The sequence below is a fragment of the Duganella sp. P38 genome (assembly GCF_050859475.1).
Lineage (GTDB): Bacteria > Pseudomonadota > Gammaproteobacteria > Burkholderiales > Burkholderiaceae_D > Rugamonas.
Map to the genome: position 1 here is coordinate 2,203,128 of NZ_CP193936.1, position 21,388 is coordinate 2,224,515.

Below are 21,388 nucleotides of genomic sequence, written 5' to 3' on the forward strand. Positions count from 1 at the left end.
GGCCGCTTAGCGCGGGCAGCCGCTGTCGAGCAGCGGCCGCTCGCGCGCCTGCAATCCCATCAGCTCAGGCCGGTCGTAGGGGATGTAATTCATCCAGAACCACGGCAGGCAGGTCTTGCCGTACACGTACTCGACGGCCGGGAAGAATAGATTGTTTGCATTCGAGCTGTTGCTCAGCATGACGATGCCGTTGCGCGCCTGGCGGAAGCCGAGCGCGAAATTGTTGGTGCCATCGTCCGCGCCTTCCTTGAAAAACGCCGGGCCCATCGGCGAGTTGTACAGCGGCCAGCCGAGGCCGATCGACAGGCCGATGCCGCGCCACAGATCGGTATCGCCCGGCCAGTGCGACGGGAACTGCTGCACCGAGACGATGGCCATGTGCGGCGACAGCATCTCGCGGTAGGCGGCGGGCGACAAGCCTTCGCCGCGCAGCACGCCGGCCAGGAAGGCGGCGTAGTCGCGGATGGTGGTGTCCATCGAGCCGGCGGCGCGGGCGTCGCTACGGCGCTTGTGCGGGATGACGGCGCCGTCCTTGCCGTAGTGCGTGGTTTCGCGCCCGGCCCAGTCGTCGCGCCAGACCATGCTGGTATCGCGCATGCCGAAGCGGTCGAACACGCGCTGTTGCATCAGCGTTTCCAGCGGCAGGCCGGTGCGCTCCTCCACCACGATTTGCAGGATGTTCAGGCCCTCGCCGGAATACACGTAGCGGCTGCCCGGCGCGAATTTGAAGTCGAGCTTGTTGTTATCGTTGATGTAGCGCCAGTTGAGCAGGCCGCTGGTGTGCGACAGCAACATGCGCGGCGTCAGCTGCCGCCAGCGCGGGTCGTCCCTGAGGTCGGCAAACTTGGGATAGTCGGGCAGCGGCTTGTTCAGCAGTTGCGGCAGCGTGGCGTCCAGTGTCAGCACGCCCTCGTCGACCAGCTGCATCACCGCGTAGGCGAAAGCGGCCTTGGTGAGCGAGGCGCCGTACATGATGGTGTCGGTGCGCAGCGGCTGCTGGCGCGCGACATTGGCGTAGCCGTAGGCTTGGGTGTAAGTGACCTGGCCGTCTTCGATCAGCGCCAGCGCCAGGCCCGGCACGCGGGCCGCTTCCATCAGGCGCTGCAGCTCGGCGTCCAGCGGGCGCCGGTCCGGCGGCGGGGCGGCGCATCCTCCAAGCATCACGGCGGCAATCAGTGCGGCGCAGCGGGGCAGGGAGGAACGGCGCATGGTTCAATCCTTTCTGGGTTGCGCCGCGAACCACGGTTGCATGCGGCGGATGGCTTCTTCGATTTCCGCCGTGGAGACGGCAAAGCTGAAACGGATGAAGTGCCTCGCCATCGACCGGATCGAAATCGATGCCGGGCGCGGTGGCGATGCCGGTGTCGTGCAACAGCCGCTGGCAGAAGGCCAGGCTGTCGTCGGTCAGGTGGGCGATGCTGGCGTAGATGTAGAACGCGCCGTCTGGCGGCGCCACGGTGGTCAGGCCGAGGCCGGGCAGCGCGGCCAGCAGCAGGCGGCGGTTTTCGCGGTAGACCTGCAGGTGGCCGTCCAGCTCGTCCAGCGCGTCGAACGCGGCCAGGCCGGCGTGCTGGCTCAGCGATGGCGCGGTCAGGAACAGGTTGCCGCAATACGCCTGCGCGCGCTCCACATGCTGCGGCGGCGCCAGCAGCCAGCCCAGCCGCCACCCGGCCATGCTGAAATACTTGGAAAAGCTGCTGACCACCAGCGCCTGCGGCGCGTAGGCGAGGATGGTCTGCGCCGGCTCGACGTAGCTGAGGCCGTGATAGATCTCGTCCGAAATGATGCGGATGCCGCGCGCGCGGCAGACGTCGGCAATGGCTTGCAGCTCGTCCCGCTTGATCAGCGTGCCGGTCGGGTTGGCCGGACTGGCGATGATGACGCCATGCGGCGCCGGTTCGATGGCGGCCAGCGCGGCGGCAGTCAGCTGGAAGCCGACGTCGGCGCCGCAGGCGATTTCCACCGGCGTCATGTGCAGCGCCTTGAGCGTGTTGCGGTAGGCCACGTAGCCGGGCCGCGCCATGGCGACGCGGTCGCCCGGCGCAAACAGCGAACTCAGCGCCAGCACCAGTGCCGGCGAAGCGCCGCAGGTCAGGATAAACTGGCTGGCGTCGACCGCCACGCCGTAGCGTTCCTGATAGAACCGCGCCAGCCGCTGCTTCAGCGGCGCGCTTTCCCAGTACCCCATGGCCTCGGTGTCCAGCACCGCGTGCGCGGTGGCGATGGCGCGGCGCGGCGCGCCGGTGGACGGCTGGCCAAACTCCATGTGAATGATGGAACGGCCGGCGGCTTTCAGGGCGTGCGCCTGCTTGCTGATGGCGATGGCGTGGAAGGGTTCAAGTTGCGCATTCATGCTTCGATTATACTGTTGCCTGTAACATAAAAAAGCAAAGGTTGGTTGGCATGACGATACGTTGGAAGCGGTGGGCGATAGGCGCGGCGAGCGCGGTGGGTGTGTATGCGGCGGCGGGTTTTTGGCTACTGCCGGCCATCATCAAGAGCCAGCTACCGAAGTATGCGGAAACCGAGCTCGAGCGCAAGGCCAGCATCGGTGAACTGAGTTTCAATCCCTTCACGCTGCGGCTGGAGGCCAGCGATGTGCGCCTGACCGAGGCTGACGGCACGCCGCTGTTCGCGCTTGGCGGGCTGGCGGTGGAGATGCAGTGGCGCTCGCTGTTCCGGCGCGCCTGGAGTTTTGCCGAGATCCGCATCAGCGATCCGGCCTTGCAGCTGGCGATTGCCGCGGACGGCAAATTCAATATTGCCGAGCTGCTGGCGACGATCGACAGGCACAAGAAAAAGGACGAGCCGGCATCCGGCCTGCCGCGCCTGGTCATCAGGCAGTTCGCGCTGGAAAACGGCCAGGTGGCGATGCATGACAGGCACGCCGGCTACGACGATACGTTTGCGCCGATCACCTTCGGGCTGAATAACCTGAGCACGCTGCCGGATGAGAACGGCGATTACACCTTGAGCGCCGATGCCGGACTGGGCGGCAAGCTGCGCTGGAAGGGCGTGGCGGCGGTGAATCCGATCCGCGGCAGCGGCGTGCTGACGCTGGAGAACGTGGCGCTGCCCGGGGTGGCGGCGTACCTGAAGTCGTTCTCGCGGGTGGTGGTGGCGGACGGCAAGTTGTCGGCGCAGCTGCCGTATAAATTCGGCTACCAGGAGGGCAAGCTCGACGCCAGCCTGGTAGGCGCCGGCCTCAGCCTGATTGACTTGACGCTGCAGCGTGGCGCCGATTCGCCGTTCGTCAAGCTGAAACAGTTGTCGGTCAATGATGTCGGTGTGGATTTGCTGAAGCGGTCGGTGCAGGTTGGCGCCTTGCGCCTGAATGGCGGCGCGCTGACCATGCGGCGCGACGCGCGCGGCGAACTCGATGTCGCGCACCTGGCCTTGCCGGTGCGGCCGGCGGCTGCCAAGGCCGCGCCCGCGCCGGCGCAAGGCGGCTGGAAGCTGCAATTCAAGCAGATCGGCCTCGATGGCGTGGCGCTCAACTATTTCGACCAGACGGTCAGCCCGGCGCTGAAGGTCAGCTCGGACAACGCCCGGCTGCAACTGGCGCTGCAGCTGGATGGCGCCAGGCTGAATATCGCCAACGCGGCCTTCTCGATGAATAATCTGTCGCTCAACAGCGGCACGCAGGCGCCGGTCAAGCTGTCGCGCATCGGCTTTGAGGACGCCTCGCTCGATCTGGACGCGCACAAGGTGAGTGCCGGGCGCCTGTATGCCGATGGCGGCCAGTTCGACTTGTCGCGCGACGCCAAGGGGCGGTTCCTGTTCATGAATCTGTTGCCGAGGTCAGGCGCGGCCGGGCCCGCGGCGTCCGCGCCAGAGCCGGCCGGCGCGGCATGGACGGCCGATGTGAAGTCCGTCGAGGTGAGCCGGTTCGGCGCGCTGTTTGCCGATGCCGATACCGGCATCAAGGTCAATCTGCAAAATTTCAATCTGAAGGTGCAGGATCTCAGCAACGATCTGAACAAGCCGCTGGCGTTTGACGGCGGCGTTGGCCTGAAGGAGGGCGGGCAGTTGCTGGCCAAGGGCAAGGTGATTCCGGCCACCGGCGCGGTCGATACCGAACTCAAGCTGACCAGGCTGGCGCTGGCGCCGGTGCAGCCGCTGTTGAGCAAGTACGTGAAGCTGAAGATCGCCGACGGCGCGCTCAATGCGCAAGGCTGGCTGCGCACCGGCACTGGCAGCAGCAAGGCCGATCCCGCCGTGCGTTACCACGGCTCGTTTGAAGTGGCCGAGCTGTCGCTGAACGAGTTGGACAATGATCGCTTCGCCCACTGGCGCAGCGTCGGCGCGGACAAGCTGGCCTTGACCGTGAAGCCGAACCTGCTCGATGTGGCCGAGCTGCGCGTGGTCGAGCCGAACGCGATCCTGATGATCGAGAACGACCGCAGCTTCAACGCCCAGCGCTTGCTGGTCGAGCAGCCTGCCGCCGCGCCTGCGCCGGCATCCGCAGCGCCAGCTTCGCCGGCGGCACCGCGTCCGGAGCAGGCCCAGGCTTCGGCGCCGGCGGACGCCGAGCCGTTCCCGATCCGCGTGCGCCGCGTGCGCCTGCAGGACGCCAAGCTGGACTTCACCGACCTGAGCCTGCGCCCGCAATTCGGCGCCAAAATTTACGAGCTGAACGGCGTCATCACCGGCCTGTCGTCGCGGCGCGACGCGCGCAGCCAGGTCGAACTTGACGGCCGCGTCGACGAATTCGGCCTGGCCCGCATACGCGGCCAGCTGAATCCCTTCGTCCCGGCCGATAACACCGACATGAGCGTGGTGTTCAAGAACATCGACATGGTGTCGGCCTCGCCGTACAGCATGAAATTCGCCGGCTACAAGATCGCCGAGGGCAAGATCTCGCTCGACCTGCAATACAAGGTCCGCAACGGCCAGCTGGAAGGCAACAACCAGGTTGTGCTCGACAACTTGGTGCTGGGCGAGCGCATCGACAGCCCGGAGGCGCTCAAGCTGCCGCTGGAACTGGCGCTGGCCATTCTCAGGGACAGCAACGGCCGTATCGATCTCGGCATCCCGGTATCGGGCAATCTGAACGATCCCAGCTTCAGCTATGGCGCGGTGGTATGGAAAGCCGTCGGCAACCTGATGAACAAGGTCGTCACCGCGCCGTTCCGCGCGCTGGGCAATCTGCTGGGTTTCAGCGGCGACAAGCTGGAAGCGGTCGAGTTCGATGCGGGCAGCGATGCCGTGCTGCCGCCGGAACGTGAAAAGCTGAAACAGGTGGCGCAGGTGCTGGCGAAGAAACCGCAACTGAGGCTGGCGGTGCCGGGCCTGTACAGCGAGGCGGCCGACGGCGCCGCGCTGCGCGCGCAGTCCTTGCGGCGCGAAGCGCTGGGCCGCGCAGGCGTCAAGCTGGCGGCCAACGAGCAGCCGGGGCCGCTGGACATCGGCCAGCGCAAGGTCCGTGGCGCGATCCGCGACCTGTACGCCGAACGCTTCGGCGCACCCGAGCTGGACAAGGAAAAGAAAGCGGCCGAAGTGGCCGGCGCCAATGTCGCGGCCCAGGATACGTCGAAGAAGGTGCCGGTGCTGCAACGTCTCGGCAATATGGTGCAGGGCGAGCCGCAGGTGGCGGACGCCACGGCGTTCTACGGCAAGCTGCAACAGCGTCTTGAACAAACCCAGCCGCTGCCGAAGGACGCCTTGCCGCAGCTCGGTGCGCGCCGCGCGGCGGCCGTGGTGGCGGTGTTGAAGGAGGTGGGCGGTGTCGCGGTGGCGGATGCGCCGGCGGCGACGGAGAGCGCGGCCGGCAAGCCGGTCGCCGTCAAGCTGGAGCTGTCGGCGAAATAAAATGAATCAGGACAAGGCCCACATGGCCGGCAACCCGTGGATGGCGGGCCTGGCGCTGCTCTGCAGCCAGTTGTCGCTGAACGTCGGCGCGGCGTTCGCCAAGAGCCTGTTTCCGCAGGTCGGCGTGGAGGGCGTGACGGCGTATCGCGTCGGCATCGCCGCGCTGATCATGCTGGCCATGTTCCGCCCGTGGCGCACGCCGTTGACGTGGAAGCAGGCGCTCAACGTCGCCATTTACGGCTCGGTGATCGGGCTGATGAATCTGCTGATTTACCGCGCCTTCGCGCGCATCCCGATGGGCGTGGCGGTGGCGATCGAGGTGGCGGGGCCGCTGACGGTGGCGGTATTGTCGTCGCACCGTGCGCGCGATTTCGTGGCGGTGTGTCTGGCCGCGGCCGGATTGTATTTCCTGTTGCCGATACACGGGCACGTGGACCAGCTCGATCCGGTGGGCGTGGCCTACGCGGCGGCAGCGGCGGTGTGCTGGGCCTTGTACATCGTCTACGGCAAGCGGGTGTCGTCGATGTCGGGCGGGCAGTCGGTGGCGTGGGGCATGCTGGCGGCGTCGCTGTTCATCGTGCCGATAGGCGTGGCGCATGCGGGGACGTTGCTGCTGACGCCGGCGTTCCTGGCGGTGGGCGCGGTGATCGCGGTGATGTCCAGTGCCTTGCCTTACTCGCTGGAGATGATGTCGATGCGGACGCTGTCGTCGCGCACGTTCAGCATGTTCAGCAGCGCGGCGCCGGCCTTGAGCGCGCTGGCCGGCATGGCGGTGCTTGGTGAACACCTGACGCCAACGCAGTGGCTGGCCATCGGCGCCATCGTCCTGGCGTCGGCACTGACATCGCTGCGCTAGATCAAACCAGCTCAGCTTGCCGGCCGACGTCCATCGTGCTCCAGGTTCCCGCCCACAAGCAAGCGCTTGTTGCTTTTGCAACCGCTTCATGGCAGCATAGGCGCTTCTTCAAGGAGACGCTATGGACATCGCTCGCGCCCAACAAGCAATTGCCGCCGCCGCTGTCACGCTGGTGCTATGGATCGCCTGCGTGGCGTCGTACCTGCCGCCGCTGGTGCAGCACACCACGCAATCGGTGCTGCTGATGATCGCCACCGGCATGGGCATCGCCATCTGCTACGTGCTGCATCTGGTGTTTGTCGGCATTGCCGCCAGGCGGCTGGGCCGTTCGCCGGCGCTGTGGGTGATCGTGTCGGCGGTCTTTATGCCGATCGCCTCCATCATCGGCCTGGTCATCTTCGAATGGTTCAGCGAACAGGACAAGCAGGCCGCCGCCTGAAACGCTTGCCAGACGTGGACCGGATCGTCTAGTATCGATCCCGATGCGATCAGCATCGACGTCGCTCGGACGGTTCCGGGCGCTTACGTGAGACATCCATGACTGACACCCAAAAACCGCGCAGCTTTGCGCGCATCGATCGCCTGCCTCCCTACGTTTTCAATGTCACCGCCGAGCTGAAACTCGCGGCGCGCCGTCGCGGCGAAGACATCATCGACATGTCGATGGGCAATCCGGACGGCGCCACGCCGCCCCACATCGTGTCCAAGCTGGTCGACACGGTACAACGTCCCGACACCCATGGCTACTCGGCCTCGAAAGGCATTCCGCGCCTGCGCCGCGCCATCTCGCGCTGGTACAAGACGCGCTATGACGTCGATTTCGATCCGGACTCGGAAGCCATCGTCACCATCGGCTCCAAGGAAGGCCTGGCGCACCTGATGCTGGCCACGCTGGACCAGGGCGACACGGTGCTGGTGCCCAACCCGAGCTACCCGATCCACATCTGGGGCGCGGTGATCGCCGGCGCCAATATCCGCTCGGTGCGCATGACGCCCGGCGTCGATTTCTTCGACGAGCTGGAGCGCGCGGTGCGCGAAAGCTATCCGAAGCCGAAAATGATGATCCTCGGATTCCCGTCCAACCCGACCGCGCAGTGCGTGGAGCTGGAGTTCTTCGAGCGCGTGGTGGCGCTGGCCGGGCAGCACAACATCCTCGTGGTGCACGACCTGGCGTATGCCGACATCGTCTTCGACGGCTGGAAGGCGCCGTCGATCATGCAGGTGGCGGGCGCGCGCGAGGTGGCGGTGGAATTTTTCACGCTGTCCAAGAGCTACAACATGGCCGGCTGGCGCGTCGGCTTCATGGTCGGCAACAAGGAGCTGGTGGCGGCGCTGGCGCGCATCAAGAGCTACCACGACTACGGCAGCTTCACGCCGGTGCAGGTGGCGGCGATCGCCGCGCTGGAGGGCGACCAGGGCTGCGTCAGCGAGATCTGCGCGCAGTACCAGAGCCGGCGCGACGTGCTGCACAAGGGGCTGGTCGAAGCCGGCTGGCCGGTGGATAAGCCGAAGGCCTCGATGTATATCTGGGCGCGGATTCCGGCCGCGTATCGCCACCTCGGCTCGCTGGAATTCGCCAAGCTGCTGCTGGCCGAGGCCAAGGTTTGCGTCTCCCCCGGCATCGGCTTCGGGGAGTACGGGGACGAGTATGTGCGCTTCGCCTTGATTGAAAACGAAGCCCGCATCCGTCAGGGCTTGCGTGGCATCAAAGCGATGTTGCGCAAAACTTCGGCATAAAATCCGCGCCAGGTTTAAGCCGCATCAAACCTCGTGTTCGATGCGGCGGCTACTGTAGCTCTCTGGACCATTAGAGGAGCTGCCATCATGTCCCAACTTCCCACCGGAACCAGCGCGCGCCGCCTGGTTGATGCTGTCCAAAAACTTGAGCGCAGCCTGGCCACGGCCGGCCTGCCGCGCTTCGTCGCGCGGCTGCCGGTGTGCTGCCTGGCGTGGTATTACTGTCGCATGCTGGACGAAAAGATCGCGCGCATCACCCGCATCGCCGGCAAGTTCGACCGCTGGGGGCCGGCCATCTGCCAGGCCTCGCCGGTGGCGCAGGAAAAGCTGGAAATGCTCGACCTGGACCGCAAAATGCGCAACGATATCGAGTTCACCAAGGTCACCATGATGGACCTGCGCGACTACAGCGCAAGCATCGGCCGCATGTTCGAGGAACTGGGCTACGAGTCGGCTGCGCTGCGCCGGCGCCAGAGCGCGTTTATCGAGATACTGGAAGCGTCGTGCGCCTCGGCCAGCCGCATGCAGGACGCGCTGACGCGGCATGACGAGGCGGTGCTGGCGCGCCTGCGGGCCCAGGCGGATGCCGCCGCGGCCCACGCGGCGCGGACTTAAAAGCCTTCCAGCACGATCTTGCCTTTGGCGCGGTTGCTCTCGATCAGGGCGTGCGCGCGCCTGAGGTTGTCCGCGTTGATCTTGCCGAAGCGCTCGGCCAGCGTGGTCCTGACCGCGCCGGTTTCCACCAGCTTGGCGACGTCGTTCAGCAGTTGATGCTGTTGCTGGATATCGTCGGTCTGGAACATCGAACGGGTGTACATGAACTCCCAGTGCAGCGACACGCTCTTGCGCTTCAGCGTGCGCACGTCGATGGCGGCCGGATCATCGATCAGCGCGACCTTGCCCTGCGGCGCCACCAGCTCGCCGATCGCGGCCCAGTGGTGGTCGGTCTGGTTCAGCGAGGCCACGTAGGTCACCGGCGGCAGGCCGAGACGGCCGATTTCCTCGTTGAGCGGCTTGCTGTGGTCGACCACGTGGTGCGCGCCGAGCTGCCTGATCCACTCGCCGGTTTCCGGGCGCGAGGCGGTGCCGATGATGGTCAGGCCGGTCAGCTGGCGCGCCAGCTGCACCAGGATCGAACCGACGCCGCCGGCCGCGCCGATCACCAGCAGCGATTTGCCCCGCGTGGCGCCGGCGTCGCGGCTCACTTGCAGACGGTCGAACAGCAGCTCCCAGGCAGTAATGGTGGTCAGCGGCAGCGCGGCGGCCTGGGCGAAATCCAGATTCTTCGGCTTGTGGCCGACGATGCGCTCGTCCACGAGGTGCAATTCGCTGTTGGTGCCGGCGCGGGTCAGGTCGCCGGCGTACCAGACTTCATCGCCGACCTTGAACAGGCTGACGTCGGGGCCGACCGCCTTGACCACGCCGGCGGCGTCCCAGCCGATCACCTTGGCCTGGCCCTCGGCCGGCGCGACGTTGCGGCGGATCTTGGTATCGACCGGGTTGACCGAAATGGCGCGCACCTCGACCAGCAGGTCGCGGCCGGTCGCTTGCGGCGCCGGCAGTTCGATATCGATCAGCGATTCGGCGTTTTCGATGGGCAGGGACTGGCGATAGGCAATGGCTTTCATGGAATTCTCCGTGCGTGTTGTGATGGGAGTATCATCATTTATTTCGTGGCGATGAAAAAGAGGCGCTGCACTGAAACACTTTCAAGGAATTGAAGAAAATTGCTCAGACTCGATGATTTGACCGTATTTGTCCGCACCGCCGACCGTGGCAGCCTATCGGCCGCCGCGCGCGAGCTCGAGATATCGCCGGCGCTGGCCAGTGCGGCCGTCAAGCGGCTGGAAGCGGAACTGAAGCTGCGCCTGTTCGCCCGCACCACGCGCTCGTTGCGGCTGACCGAGGAGGGCGAACACTACTTGCGCCACGCGCGCGAGGCGCTGCGGCTGCTGAAGGAGGGCCACGACGCCCTGATCCAGGGGCAGGAAGCGCTGGGTGGTACGCTGAAAATCTCCATGCCGTCGGACCTCGGGCGCAACATGGTGCTCGGCTGGCTGGACGCGTTCCAGGCGCAGTATCCCAAGGTGTCGCTGCAACTGAGCATCAGCGACCGCCTGTCGGATATGTACCGGCAACCGGTTGACATCGCCATACGCTACGGCATGCAGGACGATTCCAGCCTGATCGCCTTGCCGCTGGCGCCGGACAACCGCCGCGTGCTGGTGGCCTCGCCGGACTACATCAAGCAGCATGGCAAGCTGCATGCGCTGGGCGACCTGGCGCGCCACAACTGCCTGCGCTTCATGCTGGAAGACGTGATTCACGACCGCTGGAGTTTCTACCGCGACGCGCATGGCGCAGCGGATGTGGTGCACGTCAACGGCAACCGCAGCGCCGACGATGCCGATGTGGTGCGGCGCTGGGCGGTGGCCGGTGTCGGCATCGCCTACAAGTCGCGGCTGGACCTGAGCGCCGACATCCGCGCAGGCCGCTTGCAGGTGCTGCTGCCCGACGTGCTGGGCGAGCCGACGCCGCTCAACATGCTGTGCATGCACCGGTCGCAGATTTCGCCGACGGTGCTGCAACTGCGCGATTTCCTGCGCGCGCAGTGTGAAAAGGCTTAAGGACGCCTGAAATCGGCCTTGAGTACAGTTGCGCCGCAACAAAATGCGCTTACCATAGCGCTAATAAGAACATTCGGGAGAGAGCAATGACCGAAACCCAGCGCGACATTCTCAGCGCCGGCTTTTCGCTGACGCTGATAGCGCTTGCCGCTTTCGTCATGCAGCGATTCTTCCTGCCGCTGATCTGGGCTGGCATATTGTGCGTGGCCACGTGGCCGCTGTATCTGCGGCTGCGCGCGCGCATCGGCCACGGCGTGCTCGCGGCCGCCTTGCTGACCTTGCTGGTGGCGGCCGTCTTCATCGTGCCGGCGTTGCTGGGCGTGACGCAGGCGGCCAGGCAGGCACCGGAACTGGCCAACTACGTCGTCAGCGCCAACACGGACGGCATCGCCGTGCCGGACTTCGTGCGCCACCTGCCGGTGATCGGCGATTCGCTGACCGAATGGTGGCAGGCGACGCTGAGCCAGCCGCACGGTCTGGCGCATCTGTTCGCCGAACGGCAGATCAACGGCTTCCACTCGGCCAGCGACATCATCAAGCTGGCCGGCGTCGGCTTCATGCACCGGCTGGTGGACTTTGGCCTGGCCTTCCTGTGCCTGTTCTTTTTCTATAAGGACGGCGAGGTGCTGAACCGCCAGATCACCAATATTGGCAGCCGCTGGTTCAGCGAACTGCGCTGGGCGCGGTACTCGGACAAGATCCCGACCGCCATCCGCGCCACCGTCAACGGACTGGTGCTGGTCGGCCTGGCCGAGGGCGTGTTGATCGGCGTCGCCTACTGGCTGGCCGGGCTCAAGTCCGCCGTGCTGTGGGCGGCCGCCACCGGCATCCTGGCGATTATCCCGTTTGGTGCGCCGCTGGCGTTTGTCAGTGCGGCGGGCGTGCTGGCCTTTGGCGGCGCCTTGCCGGCCGCACTGGGCGTGATCGCCTGGGGCACGGCGGTGTTGTTCGTCGCGGATCACTTTGTACGGCCTGGCATCATTGGCAACGCCACGCGCTTGCCCTTCCTGGCCGTGCTGTTCGGCATATTAGGCGGCGTCGAAACCCTCGGCCTGGTGGGACTGTTTATTGGTCCGGTGGTGATGGTTCTGTTTGTAACCCTGTGGCATGAGGCGCAGACGCATCGCGAGGATGTCGGCTCGCCAGTTGCCACACCCAGGTGAGGAGCGCAAGCGAGGTCGCGGCATCGGCCGGCCTGTCTTGTGCATGGGCGGGGCAACTGGCACCGGCAACCATTAATGTGCTTTCGACTTCGACAGGATCAGCAGCCAGCGGCGGAACAGCAGTACCTCCAGATGGCCAGCCTGCACGCCGGTGTCGCATTCCATGATTGGATTGACAGCGTAGAAACGCTTGCGGAAGTCACGGCACACCATCATTTCGCGTTTGCCCATGCGAACCATGAAAGAAGTCGGCAGGTATTCCAGGCCGAAGCGGGAACCGTAGCTGCTATTCAGAGTGCTCATGACATGTCCTTTTTTGTTGGAGGTGTTTAACGAGGAGTTCAGAATAACACAACTACTGTATGAATAAACAGGTACTGTGCAAATAAACAGTAAATTCGCTATTTCGTAGTTTTTACGCCAACTTCATCGGCGGTCGACCAAGGAGCACCAAATTTTCAGCAAATTACTCAGTTTCGTAGAGGCAAGACTGTCGCCCGGCGGCGAATTCGGTTTGCATCTGACCGTGGGCATGGCCGTGCTGTTCGTTTCCGGGCTGGTCTTCCACGAGCTTGCCGAGGCGGTCATGGGCCAGGAAGCCATCACGGTATTGGACGTGCAGGTGGCCAATTGGTTCAATGCGCATGCCTTCGAGCCGCTCACCAGCGTGCTGTACGTGATCACCCACGTGCACTCGGTGGCCGGGATGATAGTGCTGATCGGTCTGCTGGCCTGCTACCTGTGGAAGCAGGGCGCGCGCTATTGGCTGATGGCGCTGGCGTTTGCCGTGCCGGGGGGCATGGTGTTGAATGTGGCGCTCAAATTCTACTTCCAGCGCGCGCGGCCGGTATTCGAGGACCCGATGATCACGCTGGCCACCTACAGTTTCCCCAGCGGCCACACGACGGCCGCCACCTGCTTCTACGGCCTGCTGGCCAGCTATCTGGTGATCGCCCGGCCGGCGTGGAGTGTGCGTCTGGGAACGGTCGCCTTCTGCCTGTCGATGATATTGTTGGTGGCATTCAGCCGCGTCTACCTGGGCGCGCACTATGTCAGCGACGTGCTGGCGGCGATGGCCGAAAGCGTGGCGTGGCTGGCGGTGTGCATCACGGCTATCTCGACGTTGCGCCGCCGGCGCGAGGGAAAAACAATATAAATCATATGAGCAAAATCGTTGTCATCGTCAATGCCAGCGCGGGCCTGGGCTACTGCGGCGGCTGGGCCGCCGCGCTGGAAGAAAAGTTCCGCCGCAACGGCGCCGAGGCCGACATCACGCTGGCGCAAAGCGGCGCGGAGATGATCGAACGCGCAGAGCGCGCGCTGGCCGAAGGCGCGCCAGTGGTGGCGGCGGGCGGTGGCGACGGCACCATCAACGCGGTGGCATCGGTGCTGGCTGGCACTGATGCCTGGCTCGGCGTTCTGCCGCTGGGCACGCTGAACCACTTTGCCAAGGACCTGAAAATTCCGCTGGACCTGGACGAGGCCGTCGCCACCGTGGTGCGCTGCAAGGCGCGCAAGGTCGACGTGGGCGAAGTCAACGGCCGCATCTTCCTCAACAACTCCAGCCTCGGCATTTACCCGGACATCGTGCGCGACCGCGAGCAGCAGCAGCGCCACCTCGGGCGCGGCAAGTGGCCGGCGTTCGGGCGCGCGTTGTTTGCCGCGTTGCGGCGCTTTCCCTTCCTCAGCGTGCGGCTCAAGATCAACGGCGAAGAGCATTTGCGCCGCACGCCCTTCGTCTTCATCGGCAACAACGAATACCTGCAAGGCCTGACGCTGGGCGCGCGCGAGCGGCTCGACAGCGGCAAGCTGTGCCTGTACGTGGCGCAGAAACCGACCCGCCTCGGCCTGTTACGCTACGCCGTGCACGCCTTGTTCGGCAAGCTGCAACAGGCGCGCGATTTCGACGTGCTGTCGGCCGCCGCGCTGGAAATCGACACCCGCCACCACCACCTGCGGGTGGCCACCGACGGCGAGGTCACATTGATGAAGCCGCCACTATGCTATCGTTCCAGGGCCGCCGCGCTGAACGTCATCGCGCCGGCGGCATAGGAGGCAAGCATGCGCACCATCGTTCATTTATCCGATCTGCATTTCGGCCGCGTCGATCAGCAATTGCTGGAGCCGCTGCGGCAGCTGGTCACCCGGCTGGCGCCGGACGTGGTAGTGGTTTCGGGCGACCTGACCCAGCGCGCCCGGACCGAAGAATTCAAGGCCGCGCGCGCGTGGCTGGACACCTTGCCGGGGCCGCAGATCGTCGTGCCCGGCAATCACGACATCCCGCTCTACAACGTCGCCAGCCGCTTCCTGACGCCGCTGCGCAAGTACACGCGCTACGTCACGCTGGACCTGGCGCCGGAATATGTGGACGACGAAATCGCCGTGCTCGGCATCAACACCGCGCGCTCGCTGACCTTCAAGGATGGCCGCGTCAATGAACAGCAGCTGGCGCAGATGCGGCAGCGCATGCAGGCGGTCAGCGCCGACCACACGCGCATCATCGTCACCCACCACCCGTTCGACCTGCCGGAAACCTTCGACAAGGACGACCTGGTCGACCGCGCGCCGATGGCGATGCAGGCCTTCTCCGAATGCGGCGTCGACGTGCTGCTGGCCGGCCACCTGCATTCCAGCCACGCCGGCAACAGCGCGGGCCGCTACAAGATCGCCGGCTATGCCGCGCTGGTGGTGCAGGCCGGCACGGCCACGTCGACGCGCGGCAGGGGTGAATCGAACTCCTTCAACGTGCTGCGGATCGACCCGGACGACGTCCAGGTCGACCGCTACAGCTGGGTGGACGGCACCGCCAGCTTCGAGCTGGCGCACACCGAATACTTCCGCCGCGAAGGCGACGCCTGGGCACTCGCCGCCGAAGCCTGATCCTGGATCTAGAGCCAGTAGTTCATGAAGCGGGCGGCCCATTCTTTCATGCGGTTGGCCCACGGGCGCTTGCGCCAGGCGTCCAGCGTGACTTGATTGGAGTCGCGCAGGTCTTCCTGGAAGGCTTTTTCCATTTCGTTGCCGAACGCTTCGCCCATCACGATGACGTTGATTTCGCTGTTGTGCAGGAAGCTGCGCATGTCGATGTTGGTCGAGCCTACCGTCGACCATTTGCCGTCGATGACGGCGGTCTTGGCGTGCAGCACCGCCAGCTTGAGCTGGTAGATCTTGACGCCCGCGGCCAGCAGTTCGTCGTAGAAGGCGTGGCCGGCATACACCACCAGCCCGACGTCCGAGACCCCCGGCACCACGATTTTGACGTCGACGCCGCGCTGCGCCGCGGCCTTCAGCGCGTCCACCGTCTGCCGGTCCGGCACGAAGTAGGCCGAGGTCAGGTGGATCGATTTCTTCGCTTCCTGCAGCGCCAGCGCATACGCCTTGTAGATTTCGAAGTGCCCGCCGGGATCGCTGCCCAGCACGCGCACCACCTTGTCGCCGGCGATCACCGGCTGCGGGAAGTAGTCCGCTTCCGGCAGGTCGTATTTGTCGGCCTTGGTCCACTGGCGGATGAACAGCCATTGGAAGGCCTGCACCGCCGGCCCCTCGATTTTGATGTGCGTGTCGCGCCAGCCGACATCGTCCTTGCTGGCCGGCCGCGAGGCCGAGCGGAACAGCGAACTCTTGGCGTAGGTGGCGCTGATGTTGATGCCGCCGGTGAAGGCGGTCTTGCCGTCGACGATCAGCACCTTGCGGTGGTCGCGGTTGTTGAGTTTCCAGCCGTCGCCGCTGACCTTGGCCGGATTGACCGGGTTGAATTCGATCAGGCGGATGCCGGCGTCGCGCATGCGCTTGAAGAATTCGGCCGGCACGCCGATGGTGCCGACGCTGTCGTAGATGATGTTGACGACCACGCCCTCGCGCTGCTTGGCGATCAGCGCGTCGGCGAATTTCATGCCCAGCTCGTCCTGGTCGAAGATGTAGGTTTCAAAGTTGATGCTGTTGCGCGCGCCCTGGATGGCCTTGAGCATTTCAGTCAGCGTCTGCGGGCCGTCGAACAGCAGCGTGCATTTGTTGCCTGCGATCAGCGGCACGCCGGTCGCCGCTTCCTCCAGCGACGCTTGCGCCTGCAAGTCGAGCGTGCCCTTGGCCCAGCGCTTCGACAACAAGGCCTTGGCGCGTGCGTCGCTCAGTTCGCCGTGCGGGCCTTTGACCGTGGGCGCCGCCGCCGCCGCCGGCTCCAGCTTGTCGCCCAGCGCGGTCACGTTGGGCAGCGATGCACATGCGCCCAGCGAGGCCAGACACAAGGTGCCAGCGGCGATCCAGTAGCGCAAGGGCAGGAGTTTCATTTGTCGACCTTTTCAATGAGGAGGTTGTCGTCTGTTTTCGAACCGAACAGGAAGGCCGCCGGCGCCGTGCGGAAGCGCCGGCCGAGCGCCTTGGTCAGCTGCCAGCCTTGCTTGAAGCGCACCTGGCGCGAACGCAGCGCCACCCACAGCGCCAGGCCGAAGCTGACCAGCAGGTTGACGATCCCTATGGAAAGAAAACCTGCCACCGAGGTCACAACCAGTTCCCAGCTGACATTGTGATCGAGTCCAACAATTGCTGTCGCAAAGTTGGCCGATGAGAACGTCACATGGCGGATGTCCAGCGGAATGCCCAGCACGAAGCCGATGAACGGCATCATGCCGAGCAGGATGCCGAAGAAGAAATTACCCATCAGTCCGCCCAGGTTGTTTTCCAGGTAGACGCCCAGCCGCTGCGCCCGCTCCTGGCCCAGCACCCGGCCCAGGCCGCGCAACTGCGCGATGCGCTGCGCCCAGCGCGTGTACAGCGCCTTGTTGTCATAGTAGCCCGAGATCAGCCCGGCGACGAACAGGCAGACGCCGGCGATGGCCGCGTAGACCAGCGTCGGCGCGTGGATCGGGTCGATGTCATGCAGCAGGTGCATGGCCTTGTCCGGCGATACCAGGTGGTGGCCGGTCATGTACGGCCAGGCCATGGCGATCAGCCACGCGGTCGGAATGCAGACGGCCAGGTTGCCCAGCACCGCCATGACCTGGGTGCGCACGACCTTGTTGCATAGCTCGGCCATGCTGTCGATGTCGATGTTGCGCCCGTCCTTGGAATGCAGGCCGGAGGCGATGCGCGAGGCGGTCATGGCCGGCTGCTTGGTCGCCACCGTGAAGTGCAGCAGGTGGATGAAGACGAAGCCCAGCGAGTAGTTCATGCTGAACAGGAAAGCCTCGACCAGCGGCGCCGCGCGCAGGTAGGACATCAGGATCTTGAACAGCGCCATGAAGCCGATGATCAGGCCGGCGCCGGCGGCCGAGACGAACATCCCGCCCAGCTCGCGGCGCGTGTTGGCGACGTAGTGCTCGCCGGTGTGGCTGGCGTTCTCGGTGACGTTGCGCGCCAGCAGGTCGACGTTGTCGCGCAGCAGGTCGCCCACCATGTATTTCTTGTTGTGCGCCTCGATCAGCTCCAGCCCGAGCGCGATGCCGGCCGCGCGCCGCAGCTGGTCGTCGGCGTCGCCGGGCTGGTCGACATCGACCAGCACCAGCAGCTTGCGCATGCGGTTCATGCTTTGCGTCAGCGCCACCAGCAGGTAGGTGAGGGCGATGCTGGTGCCCTGGTTCAGCGCCTTCTTGCGGATTTTGGTGATGACGGCGTCGCACTGGTCCAGCATCACCAGCAGGTGGCGGGCGTCGGCCAGCTCGACTTCCTCGCCGGCCAGCTTGCGGTGGTAGGCGTCGAGATAGGCGTTGACTTCGAAGTTCTGCACCATGAACGGCGACTCGTAAGTCTCCATCTCGGTGTGGAAGTTGGTCAGGCGCGGCTCCAGGCCGATGGCGCACACGCGGTAGGACAGCGTGCGGATTGCTTCGAGCAGGCCCGGCAGCATGAGGTTGCCGCCGCGCTGGGCGGTGGCGCGCTGTTCCGAGTGGATCACCACGTCCAGCAGGGCCAGCCAGTCCTCGGCCGGCACCGCCGACATCCACAGGTAGTCGGTGCGCTTGTAGACGATCTGGTCGAGCGCCTCGTCGAGGTAGTCGTTGCCCAGCGCCGGCGGCAGCAGCCGGTAGGCGATGCGGGTGCGCAGCTCGCTGAAGAAGCCGTCGCTCGACAGCACGCCGGTCTCGGTGTACAGGCTGGAGTGGCGGCGCGAGGCGATGATGTTGCGCGCGTAGTTGCGCAGCGCGTTGGCGTGCGCGGGATTGCCTTTCAACAGCTGGGTCAGGGTACGGACGTTGCCGATGGCGCGCGCGCTGTCGGTGGCGCGTTTGGGACGCAGGGTGTCGAACAGCGCGACCATCAGCGAGATGTCGTTGCTGTCTGCGTGGATGCGTTCCAGGATATCGAGCATGCAAAAAGCCTTGTAGTGCAAAAACGCAGTATAACCGCAGCAAGGTGGGCAGTATGTACGATGGCGAACATAGGTTTCTTGAGCGAAATGATAGGCGTGCGTGGTGATCCGCACAGAGTCCGGGTTGAGCGTGCCCTACACTGGACATATCAACTCACCAATATTCCTGGCTCATCATGAAACCCGCTCTCATTACGTTAGCAATGCTGGTGCCGCTGACCTCGATGGCTCAGACGGAAGTGTATGGGGTGATCGACGCCGGCGTGGTCGCCGAGCGCGGTTGCGAGGGCGATTGCGCCAAGACCCGCGTCGACAGCGGCGTCGCCAGCGGTTCGCGCCTCGGCGTGCGCGGACGCGAGGCGCTTGGCGGCAATACCGCGGCGGTGTACGCGCTGGAGGCCGGCTTTCTCGGCGATACCGGCGGGCAGGAGCAAAACGGCAAGCTGTTCAACCGCCAGGCATATGTTGGCCTGGACAGCCCGCTGGGCGTGGTGACGCTGGGCCGCCAGTACAACCTGGTGTACGAAACGCTGACCGACGTGGCGGACCCGTTCCATGGCGGCACGGCCGGCAATGCCGGCAATCTCGTCGGCTACAGCGCCAAGCGCTACGACAACACCATCAAGTACAAATCGCCGCGCTCGCGCAGCGGCATCATCGGCTCGATGACGTACAGCCTGGGCGAGTCGCAGTTCAACAGCAAGGCCAACCGCGCTTACGGCGCCACCCTCGGCTACGAGGGCAGCAAGGCCAACATCCGCATCAGCCACCAGCGCAAGGAACATTCACTGGACGCCACCGGCGCCTCGCCCGAGCTCGACAGCACCGCGCGCAACACGCTGGTGGCGGCCAATTACGACTTCGGCCGCTTCGTCGGCTACGCCGCGTATGGCCACAGCAAGGGCGATATCAGCAGCCAGTGGAGCGAGGCCAATCCGTATGGCGTGATCGGCCAGCGCGACCTGTACACCAACAGCCGCGACGTGCTGGTCGGCGTGGCGGTGCCGATGGGCGGCGCCACCACCTTGCTGGCGTCCTACGTCCGCAAGGATGACCGCGGCGTGGCCAACCGCGACGCCAACCAGCTGGCCATCGGCGCCAGCTATGCGTTTTCCAGGCGCACCGACGTCTATGCGGCGTTCTCGAAAATCCAGAACCGCAACGGCGCCGGCTACACCGCCGGCAACGCCAGCAGCCGCGGCAGCGGCGACCGCGCCATCAACGTCGGCTTCCGCCACGCCTTTTAAGCCGCCAGGCAAACATGCTACATTGCTGGTTTTGTTGACCAGGAACGTAGCATGTATCTCACTTATTTCAACGGCAATTGGGCCGAAGGCAACGCGCCGCTGTTCGGCGCGATGGACCACAGCGTCTGGCTCGGTTCGTCGGTGTTCGACGGCGCCCGCTCGATTCGCGGCCATATGCCGGACCTGCGCCCGCACCTGCAGCGCGTGATCACGTCGGCCGAGCGCGTCGGCCTGACGTGCCCGCTGAGCGTCGATGAAATGGAACAACTGGTGCGCGAAGGCGTGGCCCGCTTCCCGGCCGACGCCGAACTGTACATCCGTCCGCTGGTGTTCGGCACCGACGGTCTGTTGATACCGGTCGCCGAGAAAAGCGCGTTCGCGCTGACGCTGTTCGATGCGCCGATGCCGCCGTTCACCGGCTTCTCGGCCTGCCTGTCGGTGCTGCGCCGTCCGGACGCGTCGATGGCGCCGACCGACGCCAAGGCGTCCTCGCTGTACGCCAACACCAGCAAGGCGCTGCGCGAGGCGCGCGAGCGCGGCTTCGACAACGCGGTGGTGTGCGACAGCGCCGGCCACGTGGCCGAGTTCGCATCGGCGAATCTGTTCTTCGTCACGCCGGAAGGCAAGGTGGTGACGCCGGTTGCCAATGGCACCTTCCTGTCCGGCATCACCCGCGCGCGCGTGATCGCGCTGCTGGCGAAAGAGGGCATTCAGGTCGAAGAGCGCAGCGTCCGCCCGGAAGAGCTGGAAACCGCCGTGGAAATCTTCAACACCGGTAACTACGGCAAGGTCACGCCTTGCGTGCGCTACGAAGCGCGCACCCTGCCGGTGGGCCCGATCGCCACGCTGGCGCGCGAGCGCTACATGGCGTTCTCGGACAGCCAGTAATCACTTGGCCGGGCAGCTGGCGCCGAGCCAGCGCCCGGTCGATTCCACCACCGCGCTTTGCGGTCCGGTGCCGCTGTTGTTGGTGACGTTCATCGTGGCAGTGTAGGCGCTGTCGCCCTGGAAGCGGATCTGGCCGTTGCCGCTGGAGGCCGGATTGGCGCAGGTGAACGATACGTTCAGGCCGCCCGGCACCGGATCCTGCTTCGAGGTGCACTGGCCTTTCTGGTTCAGCGGCAGTTCCTTGCGCGCCGCCATTTCCGGCGTGACGCAGGTTGTCATCTTCAGGCTGCCGTCGCCGCCGGCCTGCGGCACCGAGACGCCGTTCTGCTTCATCATCGCCTCCACCTTGGCGCGCTGCTCGGGCGGCAGCATCGCCAGTTGCGACAGCGCCGAGCTGAGCGCCTGGTCGGTGCGGGCGTCGCCGGTTTTGATCTTGTTGCTCAGTTCCCATAGGCCGGGCTTGATGGTTTGCGCCGAAGCGTGCGCGCTGGCCAGCACGGCCAGTGTGATGAGTAGACGTTTCATGGTGGTCCTCCTGTTGCGGTGAGCATAAACGAAAACGGCGCCAGAGGCGCCGTTTTGCTGAGTGCGGATTAAACTATATGCCGCGACCGCTGATCAGGCGCAGCAGCACCATGATGATGGCGACAACCAGCAGGATGTGGATGAAACCGCCAATGGTGTAGGAAGTTACCAGGCCCAGCAGCCACAGGATAAGCAGAACTACAGCGATGGTATAAAGCATGATGATCTCC

The 21,388-nt window shown here is 65.2% G+C and carries 19 protein-coding genes and 1 pseudogene; 12 read left to right on the top strand and 8 right to left on the bottom strand.

Annotated elements, in window-relative coordinates; translation table 11 throughout:
- Nucleotides 1–6: 6 nt before the first annotated feature.
- Nucleotides 7–1,209, bottom strand: a complete 1,203-nt coding sequence (locus ACRQ5J_RS10115) for a serine hydrolase domain-containing protein (RefSeq protein ID WP_432383062.1) — start codon at nt 1,207–1,209, stop codon at nt 7–9.
- Between the two features lie 190 nt (nt 1,210–1,399).
- A pseudogene (locus tag ACRQ5J_RS10120) lies at nt 1,400–2,353 on the bottom strand (aminotransferase class I/II-fold pyridoxal phosphate-dependent enzyme); the annotation flags it as partial.
- Between the two features lie 50 nt (nt 2,354–2,403).
- On the opposite strand from ACRQ5J_RS10120, the gene ACRQ5J_RS10125 reads away from it, so the two are divergent.
- The 5 genes from ACRQ5J_RS10125 (at nt 2,404) to ACRQ5J_RS10145 (ending at nt 9,019) form a co-directional block, all read left to right on the top strand.
- Nucleotides 2,404–5,811 carry a DUF748 domain-containing protein gene (locus ACRQ5J_RS10125; RefSeq protein ID WP_432383064.1) on the top strand — a complete coding sequence of 1,136 codons (3,408 nt, stop codon included), beginning with the start codon at nt 2,404–2,406 and terminating at the stop codon, nt 5,809–5,811.
- 1 nt (nt 5,812) lies between these two features.
- On the top strand, nt 5,813–6,667 hold the full coding sequence (locus ACRQ5J_RS10130; RefSeq protein ID WP_432383066.1) for an EamA family transporter: 855 nt from the start codon (nt 5,813–5,815) through the stop codon (nt 6,665–6,667).
- A 121-nt stretch (nt 6,668–6,788) separates the two neighbouring features.
- Nucleotides 6,789–7,106, top strand: a complete 318-nt coding sequence (locus tag ACRQ5J_RS10135; RefSeq protein ID WP_432383068.1) for a hypothetical protein — start codon at nt 6,789–6,791, stop codon at nt 7,104–7,106.
- 98 nt (nt 7,107–7,204) lie between these two features.
- Nucleotides 7,205–8,404 carry an alanine transaminase gene (gene alaC / locus ACRQ5J_RS10140; RefSeq protein ID WP_432383069.1) on the top strand — a complete coding sequence of 400 codons (1,200 nt, stop codon included), beginning with the start codon at nt 7,205–7,207 and terminating at the stop codon, nt 8,402–8,404.
- Between the two features lie 87 nt (nt 8,405–8,491).
- Nucleotides 8,492–9,019, top strand: coding sequence for a hypothetical protein (locus tag ACRQ5J_RS10145; RefSeq protein ID WP_432383071.1), 528 nt, complete (start codon nt 8,492–8,494; stop codon nt 9,017–9,019).
- On the opposite strand, the gene ACRQ5J_RS10150 is transcribed toward ACRQ5J_RS10145, so the two are convergent.
- The gene (locus tag ACRQ5J_RS10150; RefSeq protein WP_432383073.1) at nt 9,016–10,032 is read right to left on the bottom strand and encodes a zinc-binding alcohol dehydrogenase family protein; all 1,017 of its coding nucleotides are present in this window, start codon (nt 10,030–10,032) and stop codon (nt 9,016–9,018) included. The genes ACRQ5J_RS10145 and ACRQ5J_RS10150 overlap by 4 nt on opposite strands.
- Nucleotides 10,033–10,131: 99 nt before the next feature.
- Here ACRQ5J_RS10150 and ACRQ5J_RS10155 point away from each other — a divergent pair, with 99 nt between their 5' ends.
- Both ACRQ5J_RS10155 and ACRQ5J_RS10160 read left to right on the top strand, forming a co-directional pair.
- Nucleotides 10,132–11,031, top strand: a complete 900-nt coding sequence (locus tag ACRQ5J_RS10155) for a LysR family transcriptional regulator (RefSeq protein ID WP_432383075.1) — start codon at nt 10,132–10,134, stop codon at nt 11,029–11,031.
- Between the two features lie 86 nt (nt 11,032–11,117).
- Entirely contained in the window at nt 11,118–12,194 is a 1,077-nt protein-coding gene (locus ACRQ5J_RS10160; RefSeq protein WP_432383076.1) for an AI-2E family transporter, read from the top strand.
- 72 nt (nt 12,195–12,266) lie between these two features.
- Here the strand turns inward: ACRQ5J_RS10160 and ACRQ5J_RS10165 are convergent, their stop codons facing one another.
- On the bottom strand, nt 12,267–12,497 hold the full coding sequence (locus tag ACRQ5J_RS10165; RefSeq protein ID WP_090192292.1) for a hypothetical protein: 231 nt from the start codon (nt 12,495–12,497) through the stop codon (nt 12,267–12,269).
- 211 nt (nt 12,498–12,708) lie between these two features.
- On the opposite strand from ACRQ5J_RS10165, the gene ACRQ5J_RS10170 reads away from it, so the two are divergent.
- From ACRQ5J_RS10170 to ACRQ5J_RS10180, 3 genes are read left to right on the top strand one after another with little or no spacing between them, the layout of a single operon-like run.
- Entirely contained in the window at nt 12,709–13,350 is a 642-nt protein-coding gene (locus ACRQ5J_RS10170) for a phosphatase PAP2 family protein (protein ID WP_432383078.1), read from the top strand.
- 5 nt (nt 13,351–13,355) lie between these two features.
- Nucleotides 13,356–14,246 (top strand): diacylglycerol/lipid kinase family protein, encoded by an 891-nt coding sequence (locus tag ACRQ5J_RS10175; RefSeq protein ID WP_432383081.1) that lies wholly within the window; start codon nt 13,356–13,358, stop codon nt 14,244–14,246.
- A gap of 9 nt (nt 14,247–14,255) precedes the next feature.
- Entirely contained in the window at nt 14,256–15,074 is an 819-nt protein-coding gene (locus ACRQ5J_RS10180; RefSeq protein ID WP_432383082.1) for a metallophosphoesterase family protein, read from the top strand.
- 8 nt (nt 15,075–15,082) lie between these two features.
- On the opposite strand, the gene cls is transcribed toward ACRQ5J_RS10180, so the two are convergent.
- Together cls and ACRQ5J_RS10190 are read right to left on the bottom strand one after the other, a co-directional pair.
- On the bottom strand, nt 15,083–16,480 hold the full coding sequence (gene cls, locus ACRQ5J_RS10185) for a cardiolipin synthase (protein WP_432383084.1): 1,398 nt from the start codon (nt 16,478–16,480) through the stop codon (nt 15,083–15,085).
- Complete coding sequence (locus ACRQ5J_RS10190; protein ID WP_432383086.1) at nt 16,477–18,498, bottom strand: site-specific recombinase; 2,022 nt, start codon at nt 18,496–18,498, stop codon at nt 16,477–16,479. The genes cls and ACRQ5J_RS10190 overlap by 4 nt, the downstream gene beginning before the upstream one ends.
- 176 nt (nt 18,499–18,674) lie before the next feature.
- On the opposite strand from ACRQ5J_RS10190, the gene ACRQ5J_RS10195 reads away from it, so the two are divergent.
- A complete protein-coding gene (locus ACRQ5J_RS10195) occupies nt 18,675–19,745 on the top strand; it encodes a porin (protein WP_432383088.1) in 1,071 nt (356 codons plus the stop codon).
- A 51-nt stretch (nt 19,746–19,796) separates the two neighbouring features.
- Entirely contained in the window at nt 19,797–20,633 is an 837-nt protein-coding gene (locus ACRQ5J_RS10200) for a branched-chain amino acid aminotransferase (RefSeq protein ID WP_432383090.1), read from the top strand.
- Here the strand turns inward: ACRQ5J_RS10200 and ACRQ5J_RS10205 are convergent, their stop codons facing one another.
- Together ACRQ5J_RS10205 and ACRQ5J_RS10210 are read right to left on the bottom strand one after the other, a co-directional pair.
- A complete protein-coding gene (locus tag ACRQ5J_RS10205) occupies nt 20,634–21,158 on the bottom strand; it encodes a DUF3617 domain-containing protein (protein WP_432383091.1) in 525 nt (174 codons plus the stop codon).
- A gap of 73 nt (nt 21,159–21,231) precedes the next feature.
- Nucleotides 21,232–21,378 carry a lmo0937 family membrane protein gene (locus ACRQ5J_RS10210; protein WP_139168812.1) on the bottom strand — a complete coding sequence of 49 codons (147 nt, stop codon included), beginning with the start codon at nt 21,376–21,378 and terminating at the stop codon, nt 21,232–21,234.
- Nucleotides 21,379–21,388 lie beyond the last annotated feature (10 nt).

Bases quoted from the DNA above. Each gene is read 5' to 3' on its own strand.
- ACRQ5J_RS10115 (WP_432383062.1), bottom strand. From the start codon at position 1,209: ATGCGCCGTTCCTCCCTGCCCCGCTGCGCCGCACTGATTGCCGCCGTG.
- ACRQ5J_RS10125 (WP_432383064.1), top strand. From the start codon at position 2,404: ATGACGATACGTTGGAAGCGGTGGGCGATAGGCGCGGCGAGCGCGGTG.
- ACRQ5J_RS10130 (WP_432383066.1), top strand. From the start codon at position 5,813: ATGAATCAGGACAAGGCCCACATGGCCGGCAACCCGTGGATGGCGGGC.
- ACRQ5J_RS10135 (WP_432383068.1), top strand. From the start codon at position 6,789: ATGGACATCGCTCGCGCCCAACAAGCAATTGCCGCCGCCGCTGTCACG.
- alaC (WP_432383069.1), top strand. From the start codon at position 7,205: ATGACTGACACCCAAAAACCGCGCAGCTTTGCGCGCATCGATCGCCTG.
- ACRQ5J_RS10145 (WP_432383071.1), top strand. From the start codon at position 8,492: ATGTCCCAACTTCCCACCGGAACCAGCGCGCGCCGCCTGGTTGATGCT.
- ACRQ5J_RS10150 (WP_432383073.1), bottom strand. From the start codon at position 10,032: ATGAAAGCCATTGCCTATCGCCAGTCCCTGCCCATCGAAAACGCCGAA.
- ACRQ5J_RS10160 (WP_432383076.1), top strand. From the start codon at position 11,118: ATGACCGAAACCCAGCGCGACATTCTCAGCGCCGGCTTTTCGCTGACG.
- ACRQ5J_RS10165 (WP_090192292.1), bottom strand. From the start codon at position 12,497: ATGAGCACTCTGAATAGCAGCTACGGTTCCCGCTTCGGCCTGGAATAC.
- ACRQ5J_RS10175 (WP_432383081.1), top strand. From the start codon at position 13,356: ATGAGCAAAATCGTTGTCATCGTCAATGCCAGCGCGGGCCTGGGCTAC.
- ACRQ5J_RS10180 (WP_432383082.1), top strand. From the start codon at position 14,256: ATGCGCACCATCGTTCATTTATCCGATCTGCATTTCGGCCGCGTCGAT.
- cls (WP_432383084.1), bottom strand. From the start codon at position 16,480: ATGAAACTCCTGCCCTTGCGCTACTGGATCGCCGCTGGCACCTTGTGT.
- ACRQ5J_RS10190 (WP_432383086.1), bottom strand. From the start codon at position 18,498: ATGCTCGATATCCTGGAACGCATCCACGCAGACAGCAACGACATCTCG.
- ACRQ5J_RS10195 (WP_432383088.1), top strand. From the start codon at position 18,675: ATGAAACCCGCTCTCATTACGTTAGCAATGCTGGTGCCGCTGACCTCG.
- ACRQ5J_RS10200 (WP_432383090.1), top strand. From the start codon at position 19,797: ATGTATCTCACTTATTTCAACGGCAATTGGGCCGAAGGCAACGCGCCG.
- ACRQ5J_RS10205 (WP_432383091.1), bottom strand. From the start codon at position 21,158: ATGAAACGTCTACTCATCACACTGGCCGTGCTGGCCAGCGCGCACGCT.
- ACRQ5J_RS10210 (WP_139168812.1), bottom strand. From the start codon at position 21,378: ATGCTTTATACCATCGCTGTAGTTCTGCTTATCCTGTGGCTGCTGGGC.